This is a genomic window from Maribacter sp. C-4077, from assembly GCF_055378385.1.
Genome location: NZ_AP038807.1, coordinates 42,231 through 58,987, shown reverse-complemented (window position 1 = coordinate 58,987; position 16,757 = coordinate 42,231). Strand labels below are relative to the sequence as shown.

The 16,757-nt window shown below is 41.2% G+C and carries 17 protein-coding genes and 1 riboswitch; of the genes, 9 read left to right on the top strand and 8 right to left on the bottom strand.

All coding sequences use genetic code 11. The features are described from left to right. Nucleotides 1-21 precede the first annotated feature (21 nt). The 3 genes from ACZ41C_RS00300 to ACZ41C_RS00290 form a co-directional block, all read right to left on the bottom strand. Entirely contained in the window at nucleotides 22-738 is a 717-nt protein-coding gene (locus ACZ41C_RS00300) for an ABC transporter ATP-binding protein (protein WP_246160885.1), read from the bottom strand. An 81-nt stretch (nucleotides 739-819) separates the two neighbouring features. Next, complete coding sequence (locus ACZ41C_RS00295; protein ID WP_138258953.1) at nucleotides 820-1,851, bottom strand: FecCD family ABC transporter permease; 1,032 nt, start codon at nucleotides 1,849-1,851, stop codon at nucleotides 820-822. Nucleotide 1,852: 1 nt separating this feature from the next. Beyond that, nucleotides 1,853-3,001, bottom strand: a complete 1,149-nt coding sequence (locus ACZ41C_RS00290) for an ABC transporter substrate-binding protein (RefSeq protein WP_464563466.1) — start codon at nucleotides 2,999-3,001, stop codon at nucleotides 1,853-1,855. A gap of 223 nt (nucleotides 3,002-3,224) precedes the next feature. Continuing rightward, nucleotides 3,225-3,442, top strand: a riboswitch (cobalamin riboswitch). Nucleotides 3,443-3,512: 70 nt separating this feature from the next. Between ACZ41C_RS00290 and ACZ41C_RS00285 the strand changes: the two genes are divergently transcribed. Then, nucleotides 3,513-5,411, top strand: a complete 1,899-nt coding sequence (locus ACZ41C_RS00285) for a TonB-dependent receptor plug domain-containing protein (protein ID WP_464563464.1) — start codon at nucleotides 3,513-3,515, stop codon at nucleotides 5,409-5,411. A 220-nt stretch (nucleotides 5,412-5,631) separates the two neighbouring features. On the opposite strand, the gene ACZ41C_RS00280 is transcribed toward ACZ41C_RS00285, so the two are convergent. Both ACZ41C_RS00280 and ACZ41C_RS00275 read right to left on the bottom strand, forming a co-directional pair. Then, nucleotides 5,632-7,086, bottom strand: a complete 1,455-nt coding sequence (locus ACZ41C_RS00280) for a S41 family peptidase (RefSeq protein ID WP_464563462.1) — start codon at nucleotides 7,084-7,086, stop codon at nucleotides 5,632-5,634. A gap of 40 nt (nucleotides 7,087-7,126) precedes the next feature. Then, nucleotides 7,127-8,653 carry a S41 family peptidase gene (locus ACZ41C_RS00275; RefSeq protein WP_464563460.1) on the bottom strand — a complete coding sequence of 509 codons (1,527 nt, stop codon included), beginning with the start codon at nucleotides 8,651-8,653 and terminating at the stop codon, nucleotides 7,127-7,129. 208 nt (nucleotides 8,654-8,861) lie between these two features. Between ACZ41C_RS00275 and ACZ41C_RS00270 the strand changes: the two genes are divergently transcribed. The 6 genes from ACZ41C_RS00270 to ACZ41C_RS00245 all read left to right on the top strand — a co-directional run bounded on the left by ACZ41C_RS00270 (nucleotide 8,862) and on the right by ACZ41C_RS00245 (nucleotide 12,732). Then, nucleotides 8,862-9,374, top strand: a complete 513-nt coding sequence (locus ACZ41C_RS00270; protein WP_138258948.1) for an RNA polymerase sigma factor — start codon at nucleotides 8,862-8,864, stop codon at nucleotides 9,372-9,374. After that, entirely contained in the window at nucleotides 9,361-9,810 is a 450-nt protein-coding gene (locus tag ACZ41C_RS00265; RefSeq protein ID WP_138258947.1) for a hypothetical protein, read from the top strand. Before ACZ41C_RS00270 ends, ACZ41C_RS00265 begins: the two co-directional genes overlap by 14 nt. Before the next feature lie 159 nt (nucleotides 9,811-9,969). Continuing rightward, entirely contained in the window at nucleotides 9,970-10,524 is a 555-nt protein-coding gene (locus tag ACZ41C_RS00260) for a DUF4252 domain-containing protein (RefSeq protein ID WP_138258946.1), read from the top strand. Between the two features lie 69 nt (nucleotides 10,525-10,593). Next, nucleotides 10,594-11,139 carry a DUF4252 domain-containing protein gene (locus ACZ41C_RS00255; protein WP_138258945.1) on the top strand — a complete coding sequence of 182 codons (546 nt, stop codon included), beginning with the start codon at nucleotides 10,594-10,596 and terminating at the stop codon, nucleotides 11,137-11,139. A gap of 93 nt (nucleotides 11,140-11,232) precedes the next feature. Then, nucleotides 11,233-11,772 (top strand): DUF4252 domain-containing protein, encoded by a 540-nt coding sequence (locus ACZ41C_RS00250; RefSeq protein WP_240042753.1) that lies wholly within the window; start codon nucleotides 11,233-11,235, stop codon nucleotides 11,770-11,772. Nucleotides 11,773-11,928: 156 nt separating this feature from the next. Beyond that, a complete protein-coding gene (locus ACZ41C_RS00245) occupies nucleotides 11,929-12,732 on the top strand; it encodes a mechanosensitive ion channel family protein (RefSeq protein WP_464563457.1) in 804 nt (267 codons plus the stop codon). A 31-nt stretch (nucleotides 12,733-12,763) separates the two neighbouring features. Here the strand turns inward: ACZ41C_RS00245 and purB are convergent, their stop codons facing one another. Further along, complete coding sequence (gene purB, locus ACZ41C_RS00240; RefSeq protein WP_138258943.1) at nucleotides 12,764-14,107, bottom strand: adenylosuccinate lyase; 1,344 nt, start codon at nucleotides 14,105-14,107, stop codon at nucleotides 12,764-12,766. Nucleotides 14,108-14,225: 118 nt separating this feature from the next. Beyond that, nucleotides 14,226-14,786 carry an adenylosuccinate lyase gene (locus ACZ41C_RS00235; RefSeq protein WP_138258942.1) on the bottom strand — a complete coding sequence of 187 codons (561 nt, stop codon included), beginning with the start codon at nucleotides 14,784-14,786 and terminating at the stop codon, nucleotides 14,226-14,228. Between the two features lie 128 nt (nucleotides 14,787-14,914). On the opposite strand from ACZ41C_RS00235, the gene ACZ41C_RS00230 reads away from it, so the two are divergent. Beyond that, a complete protein-coding gene (locus ACZ41C_RS00230; RefSeq protein WP_464563455.1) occupies nucleotides 14,915-15,388 on the top strand; it encodes a heme-binding domain-containing protein in 474 nt (157 codons plus the stop codon). Here the strand turns inward: ACZ41C_RS00230 and ACZ41C_RS00225 are convergent. After that, nucleotides 15,351-16,043, bottom strand: a complete 693-nt coding sequence (locus ACZ41C_RS00225) for an SIR2 family NAD-dependent protein deacylase (RefSeq protein WP_464563453.1) — start codon at nucleotides 16,041-16,043, stop codon at nucleotides 15,351-15,353. The genes ACZ41C_RS00230 and ACZ41C_RS00225 overlap by 38 nt on opposite strands. Nucleotides 16,044-16,088: 45 nt before the next feature. Here ACZ41C_RS00225 and ACZ41C_RS00220 point away from each other — a divergent pair, with 45 nt between their 5' ends. After that, nucleotides 16,089-16,745, top strand: a complete 657-nt coding sequence (locus tag ACZ41C_RS00220; RefSeq protein WP_138258939.1) for a TrmH family RNA methyltransferase — start codon at nucleotides 16,089-16,091, stop codon at nucleotides 16,743-16,745. Nucleotides 16,746-16,757: the final 12 nt, after the last annotated feature.

The window sequence follows — 16,757 nt, the reverse complement described above, 5'->3', positions numbered from 1 at the left end:
ATACTCGAGTAAAGATACAGGTTACTTCTGAATTCGAAAAGTGCCCGTAGCTGCATCAAATTGAACGGTTTCTGTAGGAAACAATCGTTCAAACGCCTTATTTTCAATTAGTTTGCAAGGTTGGTCAAACCGATTTTCGTTTCCGTCCAAAATCAACATCGTATCACAAAGCTGTATGGCCATCTCAATTTCATGTGTCGTAAACACAAGCGTTTTATTGGTATGATGTGCAATAGATTTCAGCAGTTTTAGAATTTTGACCTTATGAAATAGGTCCAAATGCGTGGTGGGTTCGTCCAGCAAGATAATATCGGTGTCCTGGGCCAAGGCCCTGGCTATAAGGACACGCTGTAATTGTCCGTCGCTCAATTCAAAGCATTTTTTATCCCCCAGATCGTTCAGTTCCAAAACATCCAAGGCCTCACCCACTTTTTTCCTATCGTAAGGGGTCAAATTACCGAGCCAATTTGTGTAGGGTTGCCTACCCAAGGCGACCAATTCCTGTACGGTCAGGTTTTTGGAGGCCACCGGTTCCGTTAGGACGACACTGGTTCTTTTTGCGAATTGATGGGGCTTCATCTCCCCAATGGAAGTGCCATCGATACAAATGCTCCCTCCCAAGAGTGGTTGCAATTTTCCTAGGGTTCTCAATAAGGTCGACTTCCCAATACCATTTACCCCAACAATGGCCGTGCATTTACCAATACCGACCGAAAAGCTAATATTTTTGCATACCAATTTATTGGGATACCCCACCGATACATCCCTGACTTCTAAAACGCTGTTTGTTTCCTTTGTCTTTTTGATATCCTTCCTTACTTAAAAAATCATCTTTCTTTTTCGTACTAAAAGCCAAATGACTACCGGCGCACCTATGATGCTGGTTATGGCATTTATGGGCAACACGGCTGCCTGACCGGGCAACTGCGCGATTATGTCACAAAGTAATAAAATGCAACTACCGTAGATCAGTACCGCTGGAACCAATATTTTATGGTCCGTAGTGTCAAAAATTTGCCGGGTCAAATGGGGCACGGCCAGACCGATGAAGGCAATGGGACCTGCGAATGCCGTAATACTTCCTGCCAATATTCCGGTTGCTATGATAATCAAATAGCGGGATGTTCTAAGGTTCACACCTAGACTTTGGGCATAATTTTCCCCCAATAAATATCCGTTCAAGGATTTAATGCTTCCTATGCTCAATAGGATTCCCACAAGGATCATCGCACTTAAAATACCCAATTGCGGCCATGAAAGGCCACCCACACTCCCAAAAGTCCAAAAAACATACTGTTGTAGTTTTTCCGAATCCGTAAAGTAAGAAAGCACGCTTACAACCGCTGTGGTAATACTGCCAAACATCAATCCAATAATCAATAAAGCCATGGTATCCTTTACACGGGTCGCTACTCCAATGACCAAGAAAAGCACCAAAAAACTGCCCAAACTGGAGGCTATGGCCAAGGAAGCATCATTTATAAACGTGGCGGATAGCACCCCAGAAAATATAGTAATTCCCATTATGAGGATGGCGGCACCCAAACTGGCCCCTGAGCTTATACCCAAGACAAAAGGGCCTGCTAACGGATTTCTAAACAAGGTTTGCATGAGCAATCCACTCAAGGCGAGTCCGGCTCCGGCTAAAACAGCCGTAAAAGCCTTAGGTACCCTATAGTTCCAAATGATATATTCCCAGGATTGATTATCAATTTTTAAACCAAAAAGGGTTTTTAGAGTGTCTGAAAAGGAAATAGCTACGGAGCCTAAACTGATGTTGACCACAAAGCACACGAAAAGTATGCAAACCAATAATAAGAAGTGAAACCTATATGTTTTTGACGGACTCAACTTATTCCAGGGGGGTAAAGAAAAACGGTTCGTATTCTGGTAAAACCTCAGGATGTAAAATATGGATAAGGTCTTTTAGTACAAGGTCCGGTCTTTGGGGTGCCAGCTCATAATAAAGGACTCCGCCCGTGGCACCCTTAGTTTTGGAAAAAGTATATATTTTCTTTTTTTGAAAAGCGTCGAACTGGGTGTAATGTGTACTGGCATTCTTCATTTGCATATAACTGGTGAATTGGGCAGGCGCGATCCAGAAATCGGCATTTTGTCCTTTTTCCAAAACATGTTCCCAACTCAGGGAAAGACTGCCAGTTTCTGGAGTATCGGCCCAAAGATAGTTTGCATTGGCGTCCCTTAAAAATTGGGCGGCCCAACTTTCCCCACCCGGTAAATACCAGACATCCTTGTACATGGCACCGCTTAAAACGGTGGGCGCGGTATTGGCCTTTTTAGCAATTGCTACGGCATCGGTATATTCTTTCGCAATTTCTTTAAAAATCCGGTCGGCCTCCATTTCCTTCTCAAAAAAAGGCGCAAAGAACTTGATCCATTCCGCTTTTCCCATCGGACTTTCCTCGGTCCAATCGCCGTTGTAAACGACGGGAATATGGGACTGTTCAAGGATACTGTATGTACTATTTTCTGCATTTATACTAAAACCTACGACCAACTCGGGTCTGAGTGCCAACACCATTTCGGAATTCAAGGATTCGTTGCTACCCAATTCCTTGATTTTCCCGGTCTCGATTAGCATTCTGGCACGTTTTGAGGATATGTAATCCGTATCCGGAAAGCCGATGAGTTTATCCAAAACGCCCAAAGATTCCAGTGCGGGAATATGCGTCGTGGAGGTGACGACGATGCTTTCAACCGGAGTGCCGATGATAGCATCATACGCATCCGTATCCAAAGTAATGGTGGGCAATTTTTCCTTGGGGACAAGGGCATAGGTAAAAGCCTTTTCAGCATTGGGCCAAGGTGAGGTAATTTTAAGTATGGTAATCCCAGTATCTGATTTTTCAATGGAAAAACCCCTAGCATATTCAATGGGAACTACTGTGTAATCCGTTGTTTTATCAGCTGTTTTGGGCGTTTCCTTACAACTCCAAACCCCTAGCAGAACCAAAATGTAAATTACCCTAGTGTACTTCAATGCGGCATTGATTTTTCAGTTGCAATATCGCTGCAAGGTAACAAAAGTCACTTTCTATTGCTACCGTAGTTTGTAGCTTTGGTCAAAATTTCGGTCATGCGAGGATCTTCAAACACCCTTATCTACGTCATTGCGGGTATTATCCTGCTGCACTTCATTATCGGTTTTATTTGGTTGGCGATTAAAATGGGAAAGAAAAGGCGCGAATAAATAAATTAGTATTACTTTCGTCCCGAAATTTGGTTCAATGGTTTGCTTTATGCCGACTATTGATTAAAAGGGAATCCGGTGTAAATCCGGAACTGTTCCCGCAACTGTAAGCTACGCCGATGCATTCGGTACGTATCGAAATCTACAAAACCACTGTTCCCAAGAATTCTGGAACGGGAAGGTACTCGATACGATGCAAGTCAGGAGACCTGCCAGATTCAAACAACTATTGTTAAACTTTCGGGATAAAGGTTTACGTATGGGGACAGACATACTATTCGCTCGAACAAGAGATTAAAGAATGTACAAAAATTTGGTAGGTTTTGGTGCCATGGCGTTGCTGTGCACCAAGGCGATTGCCCAAGATGGGCAGGCCCTTGGCATTGATCAAGGGAACAAGGACTCCGTTCAATTACACGTTTTGGACGAAGTAGTCGTAAGCGATTCTCGTTTTTCCTTAAAACGGGAAAACTCGGGAAAAACGGTCATTAAAATTCCCAAGACCGAATTGGAAAGAAATCAAGGCCGTTCCGTTGCCGAAGTCATCAACACCAAAAGCGGACTGGAGATCAATGGAACCCGAAGTTTTGCCGGACAAAACCTTTCGGTATTTGCCAGGGGCGGCAACAATCGACAGGTGTTGGTGATTATTGATGGTATTCAAGTCTCGGATCCTTCCAACGTAAATGCGGAGTATGATCTGCGCTTACTGAATCTTTCACAGATAGAAAATATTGAAATCGTGAAGGGTGCTGCCAGTACCCTGTATGGGAATTCAGCGGCCACGGCCGTCATCAATATTACCACAAAACAATCAGAAGAAAATGGAATGAACTTGGAGGTCGTTTCTAATTGGGGAACGAACCAATCCCAAACGCATCGAAACAATTCGCTTTCAGATATCTCCAACAACGTGACCATTTCCGGGAAAAATAAGGGACTAACGTTTTTGGCATCGGGAGGACATCAATTTACCGATGGTCTATCGGCCGCCCTTGGAGAGGAAGCCGATGTTTTTTCGAGGATCGATGGGAATATTAAAGTCGGATACCGTTTTTCCGAAAATTTTACCTCGGAAGCATCGGCCTTCTACAATAAATTGCGATCCGACTATGATAATGGATATCCTATTGAAGATGCCGATTTTCATTTTAATAGCGAACAATCCCGATTCGGTTTGGCAAATACTTACACCTATGCCAAGGGGAGTTTGCATTTGAATACAGCCTTCAATCAAATCACAAGGGAATTTGTCTCGGATTTTCCCAATTTCTTTGATTCCGAATCCTTCGTACTGGATGTATTCAACAAATACACCTTTAACAAGTGCTTCTATACAATTGTTGGTCTGAATTTGGTGGAGGGGAAGACGGTATTTACCAAGAAGGTTTCTTCAAGGAACCTAGATCCGTATTTCAATTTGGTATATGTGAGCGATTTTGGTTTGAACGTAAACACCGGTGCCCGATGGAACAACCACAACGAGTATGGCGCACATTGGATCTACAATATAAATCCGTCGTATCGTATTAAATGGGATCAGGGCTATTTGAAGTTTTTGGGTTCTTTTGCCACTTCATACATCGCCCCAAATTTGTCCCAATTATACGGTCCTTTTGGGGCCAATACCGATTTGCGCCCTGAAGAAAACTCGACGTTGGAGGGTGGTATGGAAATAAGACTTTCACAGAATTTTAGGTTCAATACCCTTTATTTTAACCGGTTGGAAAAGGAAAGAATCGAGTATGTAGTGATTGACCCGGATAACTTTGAAAGTCGGTATCAGAACAGAAAAGGAACGAATAGGGTAGATGGGGTAGAAGTGGAAGTTTCCGCGGTGTTGTTAAACGATTTGCAATTAAATGCCAATTATACGTTTACCAATTTGAATACCGATATTGCCTTGAGGATACCAAAACATAAATGGAATGCCCAACTTGGATATACTTTTAACCAGGCAACCTATGTTTCTGTAAACTACCAACACCTGTCCGAACGGCTGGACACCGATTTCAACACGTTTATGGATGTAGATTTAGCTGCTTATGGACTTTTGAATGTAACTGCCCAGCATCGGATCAGTGAACATGTTCAATTGTCTGCCTCCTTGGATAATGTACTTAATGAGGATTATGTGGAACTATTAAACTATACTACTAGAGGGAGAAATTTTAGGATAGGGATGCGATTGACACTTTAACCCGGATTATGCACTAGAAAAGCTGTTACAGCTAAAAATCGCTTCAAAATAAAACGCTATGCTATGTTTTCAATTTCAATATAGCGGTGCTATGTTAAAATTTCCAAACCACTTTATTTTATTGCGCTTTTTACCTTCACGACGCTCCCCTAATACATATTCCGGGTTTAATTACAAAAAAGGCGACCGTTAAGGTCGCCCACTATTTTTTGGAATGGTATTAATTTAAGGACAAATCCAATTCATATAGGGTATCATCGATCATTTTGTCCTTGAACGGACCGTACATTTTGGAACTGGAAAATATCTCGATGGGGTTTTCTACCGTAAAGTCCCTTTTACCCGCAGCTCCTGTAATTTCTTGGATGGCCCGTGCCAGCAAGGGTTCGTTGAGGTCCCCCAAAATGCCTAGATTACCGTAATCCTCTTTTAGTTGGATATCTGGGACCAATCCATCCGTATAGTCAAAGAAGCCATCCGCATTTTCATTTCTCCCTAAAAGTGGCTGTATGGCCCATTGATTATCGGGATTTATTTTATTGACCCTGGAAGGTGTATAGAGGTAGGAATTTTCACGGTCGTCCACAAGGGTTGTGGAGAATTCATTTTTCCCACGGGTGACATCTCCAATGATTACGACATCGATGTAAGGTTCCAGACTATTGATGAGCAATTCACTGGCAGAAGCCGAACTCGCCGAAGTTAGCACGTACAATTTGTGAAGTCCCAAAGGTTCTATGGTTTTGCTACCCACCCTATCCGTAAAATAGACCTCTAGCTGACTTTCCGATAATTGGTCCTGGATTTTATCGTTGTAGCGCTTTCGTAGGAATAGATTGTCCGTATTGGTATCATAGATCATACTGGCCAGTATTCTAGTGGTATTCACGGATCCGCCGGGATTGTAGCGTAGGTCAACGACCAATTCCGTAATGCCTAGATTCTTGAGTCCCAAAACTGCATCATAGAGGTCATCATCGTATTCGTTTGTAAATTGGTTGTACATGAGATACCCTATGGTAATGCCGTTTACTTCAAAGGATTTTGAAATGAAAACCGGATTTTCCGCCAAAGCTTCCTCCTTGGTAAGGGAGACCTCCCTCTCATTCTGTATGACATCCCCGTTCGAAAAATCGGCCATGTTCAGTACATACGTGTTATTGGCACCAAAAAGTAAATTCTGGAAATTATTGATGGTCAAGGTGGTACCATTGACACCGGTAAACAGGTCGCCACGTTCAATATCCTTGGTAGCGGCATCGGAATTTGGTATTATATATCGAACATAACCAAAAACCTCTTCACTATTGGCTTTTCTGACCAGTCCAAATTCAAGCCCATTGCTTCTGGAAATCCCGGCCAAGGAATTGGTCAGTTCCCGGTAATCGGAATTATAAAAACTGAACCTATCCTCTATATAAAGCAATTTACTGTCGAAAAAGGCCCCGGGCTCCTCCACGGATTGTAAAAACTCCGTATAACTTTCAGAATCCTGAAAACGGTTATCCGCCAAATCGGGCACATTGGACTGCCAGAAGTACCAAAAATTCATGGCCTTCCACATAAAGTTCTGTACGGGAACATTGGAAGATGGCAGTGGATCCACTGTTTTTGGGACGGATAATTCATCGTCCTTGGAACAGGAAAAAACGACCAGGACAAAAACTAAGGGCAAAAGACTTTTGATATTCATACTAGGTAGAACTCGGTATAGCTTATTTTATTTCCTTCAAGATGTTTTTAGAACCAACGTTCAAACCATTGAGGATTAAGGCCATATTGCGTTCATCATACAGTTTGGAACTGGAAACCAGATTTACTGGCATGTTTACTTCAAAACTTCTTTTGGCACTAATGCCCGTAATTTCTTGAATGGCCCGTGCCAACAAAGGTTCGTTGACGTCCCCTAAAGTACCTAAGTTGGTGACATCCTCTTCCAATTCAATATCCGGGACCAATCCATCCGCATAATCCGAAAAACCGGCACTATTTTCTACTCTGCTAACTATAGGCTGTAATCCCCATTGATTTTCCGGGTTGATTTGGTCCTCACGTTCAGAATCATAAAAGTTTCCATTTTCTGGATCATCCACAAAAGTTATGGAGCCTTGGTTTTTACCAACAGTGGTAGTACCTATGTGTATTACGTTCATGTAAGGTTCCAAACCTACCATGACCAATTCACTCGCCGAAGCTGAGGCATCCGTAGCCAATATGTATACAGTATTCAAGTTCAACGTGTTCAAGGCAGCATTCGAATTTCCATTGTCAGTTCCCGTAGTAGCGACAAAATTATTATCAAGTTCGCCGGGCTCAAATAAGGCTTGGACTTTATCATTGTACCTTGTCCTAAAAATCAAGTCGCTTGTATTGGTACCATAGATAAGACTTGCCAGAATTTGTGCCGTTGTTCCCCTACCGCCGGAATTATACCTCAAATCCAAAACAAGATCCGTTACATTTTGACCTTTAAAATCGGCAAAAACATTGTTCAAAGCTTCTCCGGAGCCTGGCGTGAAGGAATTATACATTAAATAGCCAATTCTCTTATCCCCAATATTGAGAACTGAGTTTACTAAAATTGGGTCTTCCACCAAACCCTCTTGTTTGGTTAATGTTACCTCCTTACCGTTTGGACTGATGGTATTGTTTTCGATAGTTGCCATATTAAGTATATAGGTATCGTTTTCTCCAAACAATAAATCGATATAGTTGTTTACAGTAAGTTCGGTTCCATTAACGCCAATAAAGAAATCGCCCCTTTTGATGTCCTTTGTAGAAGCATCGGAATCTTTGATGACATATTCCACAAATCCAAAGACATCATCTGAACTACCAATTCTGGAAAGTCCGAATTCAAGACCGTTACTTTTGGAAATTCCAGAAAGAAAATTTGTCAGTTCCTTATAATCATCACTGTAAAAGGTAAAGCGATCCTCGGAAAAAAGAAGCTCATTCAATAAGAAGTTTTCGGGATTGGGATGTGACCTTAAATAAGATTCGTATTCAACTTGGGTGGAAAATCGGTTATCCGCTAATACGGGAACATCGGCTTGCCAGAAATAATAGGCATTCAATGTCTGCCACATGAAATTCTGTACCTGTATATCGATTTCCTCTTCAACTACTTCCTCTTCAACTATTTCTTCCTGTTCTTCTTTAATGACCGGAGCGTCGTCATTTTTTTTACAGGATTCTGTAAGTATCCCAACAAACAATAAAAACAAAATGTATTTTTTCATAGCAATTTTATTATAACGCAGCAATTTCCATACCAATTGCGGGGTTAATGTTCCTTTAGCATTTTTTATAGTTACGTAAAATCCATAGATATAGATGTTAAATTTACTTACACAAGCCCGAATAAAAAATTAATTGTAACAAAAATCGTTGATTGTCGTCTTCCCTATAGAATGCCTTAACAAGGTATTTTGAGCAACAAAACCTAAAATGAAACAAGCTGAGTTTTTAAATGTGGTTATGCCCTTTAAGGATAAGTTATACCGTTTGGCAAAGCGACTATTGGTATCCAGTGAGGAAGCTGAAGATGCCACACAGGAGATTTTGCTGAAATTATGGACCAAGAAGAAGTCGATTGAATCATATAATAACGTAGAGGCATTCGCCATGACCATGACCAAGAATTTTTGTTTGGACCGATTGAAATCAAAACAGGCTAGCAATTTGAAACTGGTACATAGCAATTACGGGGATGAGGGAAGCACTTCCCTTCAAAAACAGGTAGAGGCGAGGGATAGTCTAAGTTGGGTTGAAAAGATAATGGATGAATTGCCGGAACAACAAAAGATGGTACTTCAATTGAGGGATGTGGAACAATACGAATATGAGGAAATAGAGGAGCTTTTGGGAATGAAACCGACCGCAGTTCGTGTCGCACTTTCAAGGGCCAGAAAAACAGTTAGGGAAAGATTAATACAAAAACATAGTTATGGAATTGGATAAAGTGGAAAAATTGGTGGAAAAGTATTTTGATGCTACCACTACCGTTGCCGAGGAGGAAAGCCTAAGGGACTATTTTTCAAGGGAAGACATACCTGCACATTTAGAGCAATATGCACCAATGTTCCAATATTTTGCGGTTGCCAAGGAAGAGCGTTACACAAAAAAATTGGCATTGACCAAAACGCCCAAAGGAAGTTTCCGAACTTTGTATAAATGGGTATCCGTGGCTGCGGTGGCTGTTTTTACCATAGGGGTATATTTTTATAATTCAACGCCCAAGCCTGTAACCTTGGCAGAAGAGTTTACACCAGAGGAAATAGCCTCTGCACAGGAAGCCCTGGCCTTATTGGCGATAAATTTTAACAAGGGAACGGAGCAACTGTACCACTTGGAGGAATTTCAAAAGAATACGAATAAATTCTTAACGAAAGAGTAGTAACGATACGGATAAATTTTTAAACCAATTAGCTTAAGTTTTAACAAATAAAATGATTAAACAAAAAAATATGAAATGAGCCATAACAATTCTTTATACCCACTGAGATAGTTATTGGCGAATTGCATATGACCTATTACAAACAATAAAAATAAACAGATGAAAAAGCTATTATTTATAGGAATCTTGGTCTTGGCGCCTTTTTTTACCACTGCCCAGGATATTTTTGACAAGTACGAGGACAATGACAAGGTCACCTTTGTGGCCATGCAGCCAAAAATGTTCCAGATGCTTGGGAAAATGAGTGTAAACTCAGATGATCCAGAAGCCAAGGAATTTTTTGAACTTGTTAACTCCATTACCAGTTTTAAGGTAATCACCACGGACGATGCTGCTATTTCCAAGGATGTGGATAGCTGGGTAGCAAATAGATTGAAGAGTTCCACTTTTGAAGAGCTTATGCGTGTACGGGACGGTGACAGCAATGTAAAGTTCTATGTAAAGGAAGGAAAGGACGATGACCATGTAAAGGAATTGTTGATGTTCGTGACCGGTATAAAGGATATGGATATAGACATCAACGGGAAAAAATTGGAAACGGTTTTGCTTTCCTTGACAGGGGATATCAATCTCAGGTCGGTTTCAAAACTTACCGATAAAATGGATCTGCCAGGTGGAGACCAATTGGGCAAGGCCAGCAAAAAAAGTAATTAATATCAAATAAATATCATCAATCATTAATCATTAATCTCCCGATTGCCATCGGGACAAAAAACAACAGTCATGAGAAAATTAGCAGTAGTAGTATTAGTAGCCATTTTACCGTCATTGGGTTTTTCACAGTCCATTTTTGACAAATACGAGGATATGGACCATGTAGGTTCGGTCATCGTAAACAAAGGCATGATCGATTTGGTTTCCAAAATTGGGGCATTGGATGACGACGAAGAAGCAAAGGAGTTTGTTGAGGTCGCTAAAGGGCTTCAGGGAGTAAAGGTCTTTATGACCGAGGACGAAGGCGTTTCATTGGATATGTCCAAAACCGTGAAGCAATATCTAAAAAGCTCCAAACTAGAGGAATTGATGCGCGTGAAGGATAAGGACGTTAACGTTAAGTTCTATGTAAAAAATGGTAAGAACGAAAACCACGTAACGGAATTGCTTATGTTCGTTTCTGGAATGGAAAATGTGGAGATTGGACATAATGGACGAAAGCTGGAAACGGTTTTGGTAAGTCTCACGGGAGATATCGACCTGAATAAAATTGGTTCACTTACCAATAAAATGGACCTTCCCAAGGATTTGAACAAGGCGGGTGGCAGAAGATAAATCCGGTATTTTAAAAACTAGTAGAAGGTGGACTTTTTAGTTCACCTTTTCCCAGTTTCATAAAATTGAATTTAATAATTAAAATCGATAGGTTTGAAACGAACAAGAAACATTATGGTGATAGTTCTGGCAATCATCATGGGCGCGTGCTCTTCGACCCAAAGCTTGCAGGAATATTACATCGACAATACAGAAAATCCAAATTTTCTTCATTTGGATGTGCCCACCAGCATACTTAAGCTGGATGAGGCCAATCTAACGGAATCCCAAAAGACGGCATTGAACTCACTTAAAAAATTAAATATTCTGGCCTTCAAGAAAACAGATACGAATACGCCAGAATATGAAGCTGAAAAAAAGCAGGTAAAAGCCATACTCTCAAACAACATTTATACGGAGTTGATGAAGATGAATACGGACTTTGGAAGGGCTACCGTAAGGTATCTGGGCGAGGACGATGCCATTGATGAGGTAATCATTTATGGTGACAATGATGAAAAAGGTTTTGCCCTAATCAGGGTTTTGGGAAATGATATGAATCCGGCGCATTTTGTACAGCTTTTACAAGCAGTACAGAAGTCGGATTACAAAGGTGAAGGCCTTGGTGCTCTGGGCGATTTCCTTAAAGGATAAATCAAACATTTTTAAAGGATAAAGACCCGTCTAGCCAAGGCTTTAACGGGTCTTTCTGTTTTTAACTAGTTGCTCTTCAAAACATTAATTGTGACCTTCTGCTTATATTGGGGTCATAATGAAAAAGGAATATTAACCACTAAACCAAAAACTAGTATGGAAAATTTATCTATGGAAGCTATCATGGGTTATGTAGAGACCTATGGAGTTCCCCTTCTTAAAGCCATTTTAATCTACATTGTCGGTGCTTGGGTAATCAAAAAAATAATAAAGGCCGTGCGAAAAATGTTCGCAAAGGGTACGTATGATGAGTCCCTGCAAAAATTCCTAGTGAACCTAATTTCCTGGGCACTCAGGATTTTCTTGATAATTACCGTGATATCTACCTTGGGGGTGGAAACCACCAGCTTGGCCGCGGTAATTGCTGCTGCAGGTTTGGCGGTGGGTCTTGCTTTACAGGGGTCGTTGTCCAATTTTGCTGGCGGTGTACTTATCATGATCTTTAAACCCTATAAGATTGGGGATTTGATAGAAGCACAGGGAGTTTTGGGTTCCGTAAAGGAAATTGAAATTTTTACCACCAAACTCATAACGCCACAAAATAAACTGGCAATCGTGCCTAATGGGGCCTTGGCCAATGGAAATATCATCAACTATACCGCAGAGGGTAAGATGCGTGTAGATACCGTTGTTGGGGTCGATTATGGATCAAACATTAAAAAGACAAAAGAAGTCTTGTTGGAGATGCTCAAAGCAAACCCAAAGGTTTTAGAGAATCCCGCGCCTAGTGTAAACGTTGAGGAATTGGCGGATAGTTCCGTAAATTTGGCCGTTAGGCCCTATTGCAAACCAGAAGATTACTGGGATGTGTATTTTGAGACCATTGAAGGGACCAAGGAAGCCCTGGATAAGGCTGGAATCGAAATACCGTATCCGCACGAAGTGCAGATTAATAAATAACAAAAAATGGGCCGACCGTATCGGCCCATTTTTATATCCCCGTATAATTACTTGGGGTAATCTGTTTTAGCTCGTTCTTTATTTCTTCCGTAACATCCAAGGTATCTATAAAGGTTGCAATGGACGCCTGATTGATTTTTTCATTGGTTCTGGTAAGTCCCTTAAGTGCCTCGTACGGATTGGGGTAGCCTTCCCTTCTTAAGATGGTCTGTATTGCTTCCGCTACCACCGGCCAATTATTTTCAAGGTCCTGCTCGAATTTTTCCTTGTTCAGCAATAATTTGTTCAGGCCTTTTAAGGTGGAAAGAAATGCAATGATGGTATGGGCAAAGGGCACACCTACATTCCTTAAAACTGTACTATCGGTTAAATCGCGTTGCAAACGGGATACAGGTAACTTTGCCGATAAATGTTCAAAAAGTGCATTGGCAATGCCCAGATTTCCTTCAGAATTCTCAAAATCGATTGGGTTTACTTTATGGGGCATTGCGGAAGAACCTACTTCCCCGGCCTTTATTTTTTGTTTGAAATAATCCATGGAAACATAGGTCCAAAAATCGCGGTCCAAATCCAAGATTATGGTATTGATCCTTTTTAAGGAATCGAACAGGGCCGCCATATGGTCGTAATGCTCTATTTGCGTGGTTGGGAACGAATGATGAAGCCCTAATTTTTCCTGGACGAACTGTTGCCCAAATGTCTTCCAATCGATTTTTGGGTACGCGACCTTGTGCGCATTGTAATTTCCGGTAGCACCACCAAATTTAGCGGCACTGGGTATATCGTTCAAGAGGTTGAACTGTTCCTTCAATCGTACGGCAAAGACCTTTATTTCCTTTCCCAATCGGGTAGGGGACGCAGGTTGACCGTGTGTTCTCGCCAACATGGGGACATCTGACCATTCCTGTGATAATTCTTCCAACTTGTTAAGTACATTGAGATATTCCGGTACGTATACATCGTTTATGGCCTCTTTTATGGAAAGGGGAATAGCGGTATTGTTGATATCCTGCGAGGTGAGTCCGAAGTGGATAAACTCCTTGTAGTTTGATAGTCCAAGTTTATCGAAGACGTTCTTTATAAAATATTCAACGGCCTTAACGTCATGATTGGTCGTTTTTTCAATCTCCTTGATTTCCAGCGCATCCTTAGCATCAAAATTTTTATAAATATCCCGTAAGACCGAATACTTTGCGGTGTCAAAATCCGATAACTGGGGCAACGGCAGCTCGCAAAGCGCGATAAAATAATCTATTTCCACCCTCACCCTATATTTGATCAGTGCCTCTTCGGAAAAATAAGGGGCCAGATTTTCAACTTTTTTTCGGTATCGGCCATCAATAGGGGAGATGGCATTCAGCACGTTCAGAGCCATAGTATGTGATTCTTAAATGAAAATTGCAAAGATACCGAATAGTACAGGAGTTTAAAACTGTTCTTTAATCTAAAATTGGGCCTTTTTAGTTCCCTCAAAAGTATGTCTGTCTGGTAATTTATGTAAGTTTCTTTAGTACCATCCGTGCCCTTGCCTGATAGGCGGCGCTTCCATTGGCATAATTTTGCTCTAAAACCGATTTTAATTCGGGATGTATCCACTTGTATTTGGAGCCCAATAAATAAAGGCTAGTCATGGAATAGGCCTTGGCGGCCACTTTATGTTCCCCAATGAGCCAATCAAAACAGGCGGTGCTGATTTTTTCAAGGTGTACTTCTGTTATTTTTTGTAGGATGTAAATATCCTTCCCTGAAAAATAACGCTCCATCAATAACTCACAGACCTTGGCAATAGGACGTACGGTGGAATCCTGTTCCACTGTTCCGATAACTTCCGTAAATGTATCTAGATAAGGAACGATAGCGTTCAGTTTTTTACGCGCTATTACTTCCATGATCCAAGCAGCCTTGGAAGATAAAGGGTCTTTTGTTAGTTTTATGATATCCAATAAGGGCGCTATTAGTGTTGTGTCCGCCAAAACACGTTGTGCCATTTCGGTTCGTTTATCCCTGGAATGGTCCACATAGTTTAGGGACTGGTAAAGCTCCTGTTGGTTCATGGTTTTAAAAACATAAAAAAAGAATACATACAATCATACCCCTCTAATGAAGTTAATGGTGGAAAACTAAATACCTCCCAACAAAACAAAGTTTAAAATTTTCAAACAGATGAATTAAATTTAGACACATGAAATTAATAAGAAAAATATTGATCGGATTATTGGTGGTTTTTATAGCCATTCAATTCTATAGACCGGAAAAGAATATTTCCAGGGAAAACGATACCGCCATGTTCCTACGAGAAACAAACCCTCCCGAAGAAGTAAGGGACATCCTTCAAAATTCCTGTTTTGATTGTCATAGCAACAATACCAGGTATCCTTGGTACAACAATATAGCACCTGTTTCTTTTTGGTTGGCAGATCACATTGAGGAAGGAAAATCCGAATTGAATTTCTCCGAATGGGAAACATATTCGGACAAAAAAAAGGACCACAAACTGGAAGAACTGTATGAGGAAACGGAACGTAGGTCCATGCCCCTAAAAGAGTATACCTGGACGCACCAAGAGGCGAAACTTACCGATGCCCAGATAGAGGCCGTAGTCAAATGGGCAAAGGATACTAGATCGCTTTATCAATTAGGGAATCGACCAAAGTAGGGACGCCTTCCACGGCTGTTTTGGGTATTACCTTAAGATGTTCCTTCCCATTTTCTTGAATGGAAGGCTTTGGGTCTATAAAATAAATAGGCGTATCCTCGCTGATAAAATGTATAAGACTGGCCGCCGGATATACCTGCATGGAGGTTCCAATAATAATTAAAATATCGGCCTTTTGGGTGATTTCGATAGCGAAATCCAACATAGGAACCGACTCCCCAAACCAAACAATATGGGGTCTTAGTTGATATCCATTTTTACAAAGGTCCCCTACCAATATGTCTTCTTTTCGGGTCACAATATCCAATTCGTTCCTCACACTTCTGGCTTTTAAAAGTTCTCCGTGTAAATGCAGCACCTTGGAACTTCCTGCCCTTTCATGAAGGTCGTCCACATTTTGGGTTACTATGTGGACTTGATAATGTACTTCCAATTTGACCAAGGCTTTATGGGCTTCATTGGGTTCAACGGTCAACAACTGTCTTCTCCGCTGATTATAAAATTCCAAGACCAGTTCAGGGTTACTGTCGAATGCTTGCGGAGTTGCCACTTCCATCACATCATGTCCTTCCCATAATCCGTCCGCATCCCTAAAAGTCTTTAATCCACTTTCGGCACTTATTCCGGCACCCGTTAAGACAACAATGTTCTTCATACCTTCAGTTTAATTCAAAAATATAGATTTTATTATCTTGGTTTTATGGGAGACAAAGAACTTTTACACTATTTAGAGGGTTTTATTTCCGAAGAAAGAAAGCAGCGTTTTTTATCGATTCTTAAAAACCGAACCAGTTTTATTTCGGTGGCCATTGAGGATGTTTATCAGATGCACAATACGAGTGCCGTAATTCGGAGCTGTGAGTCCTTCGGGGTGCAAAAAGCACATTTGATAGAAGGTAGGTTTGGTAAAAGGCTTGACAAGAAAATTGCCATGGGGGCGCAACAATGGGTGGATATCCATCGATATACTTCCGTTACAGAGGCTATTTCCGTTTTAAGGGAACAGGGATATAAAATCGTTGCAACGAGTCCGCATGCGGATAGTTCCTTGTTGACCGACTTCAAACTGGAGGCACCCATCGCATTATTCTTTGGTACTGAAAAGGAAGGACTAAGCCAAGAGGTGATGGAAAAGGCCGATATGTTCTTGAAAGTCCCCATGGTTGGTTTTACCGAAAGCCTCAATATTTCAGTTTCTGCCGCAATTATTTTGCAGGATTTAACCGCAAAACTTAGACAGAGCGATTTGCCTTGGCAATTGACCGATGCCGAAATACTGGAAAAAAGACTGGACTGGACCAAAAAATCCATTAGAAGTATCGAGGACATTCTGAACAGATTTTACCGAACCAAGTAGTTTTTTGTTTAA

Excerpts from the sequence above, each read along its gene's own strand:
- ACZ41C_RS00285 (WP_464563464.1), top strand. The coding sequence starts at position 3,513 with ATGTACAAAAATTTGGTAGGTTTTGGTGCCATGGCGTTGCTGTGCACC.
- ACZ41C_RS00275 (WP_464563460.1), bottom strand. The coding sequence starts at position 8,653 with ATGAAAAAATACATTTTGTTTTTATTGTTTGTTGGGATACTTACAGAA.
- ACZ41C_RS00270 (WP_138258948.1), top strand. The coding sequence starts at position 8,862 with ATGAAACAAGCTGAGTTTTTAAATGTGGTTATGCCCTTTAAGGATAAG.
- ACZ41C_RS00265 (WP_138258947.1), top strand. The coding sequence starts at position 9,361 with ATGGAATTGGATAAAGTGGAAAAATTGGTGGAAAAGTATTTTGATGCT.
- ACZ41C_RS00260 (WP_138258946.1), top strand. The coding sequence starts at position 9,970 with ATGAAAAAGCTATTATTTATAGGAATCTTGGTCTTGGCGCCTTTTTTT.
- ACZ41C_RS00255 (WP_138258945.1), top strand. The coding sequence starts at position 10,594 with ATGAGAAAATTAGCAGTAGTAGTATTAGTAGCCATTTTACCGTCATTG.
- ACZ41C_RS00245 (WP_464563457.1), top strand. The coding sequence starts at position 11,929 with ATGGAAAATTTATCTATGGAAGCTATCATGGGTTATGTAGAGACCTAT.
- purB (WP_138258943.1), bottom strand. The coding sequence starts at position 14,107 with ATGGCTCTGAACGTGCTGAATGCCATCTCCCCTATTGATGGCCGATAC.
- ACZ41C_RS00235 (WP_138258942.1), bottom strand. The coding sequence starts at position 14,786 with ATGAACCAACAGGAGCTTTACCAGTCCCTAAACTATGTGGACCATTCC.
- ACZ41C_RS00230 (WP_464563455.1), top strand. The coding sequence starts at position 14,915 with ATGAAATTAATAAGAAAAATATTGATCGGATTATTGGTGGTTTTTATA.
- ACZ41C_RS00225 (WP_464563453.1), bottom strand. The coding sequence starts at position 16,043 with ATGAAGAACATTGTTGTCTTAACGGGTGCCGGAATAAGTGCCGAAAGT.
- ACZ41C_RS00220 (WP_138258939.1), top strand. The coding sequence starts at position 16,089 with ATGGGAGACAAAGAACTTTTACACTATTTAGAGGGTTTTATTTCCGAA.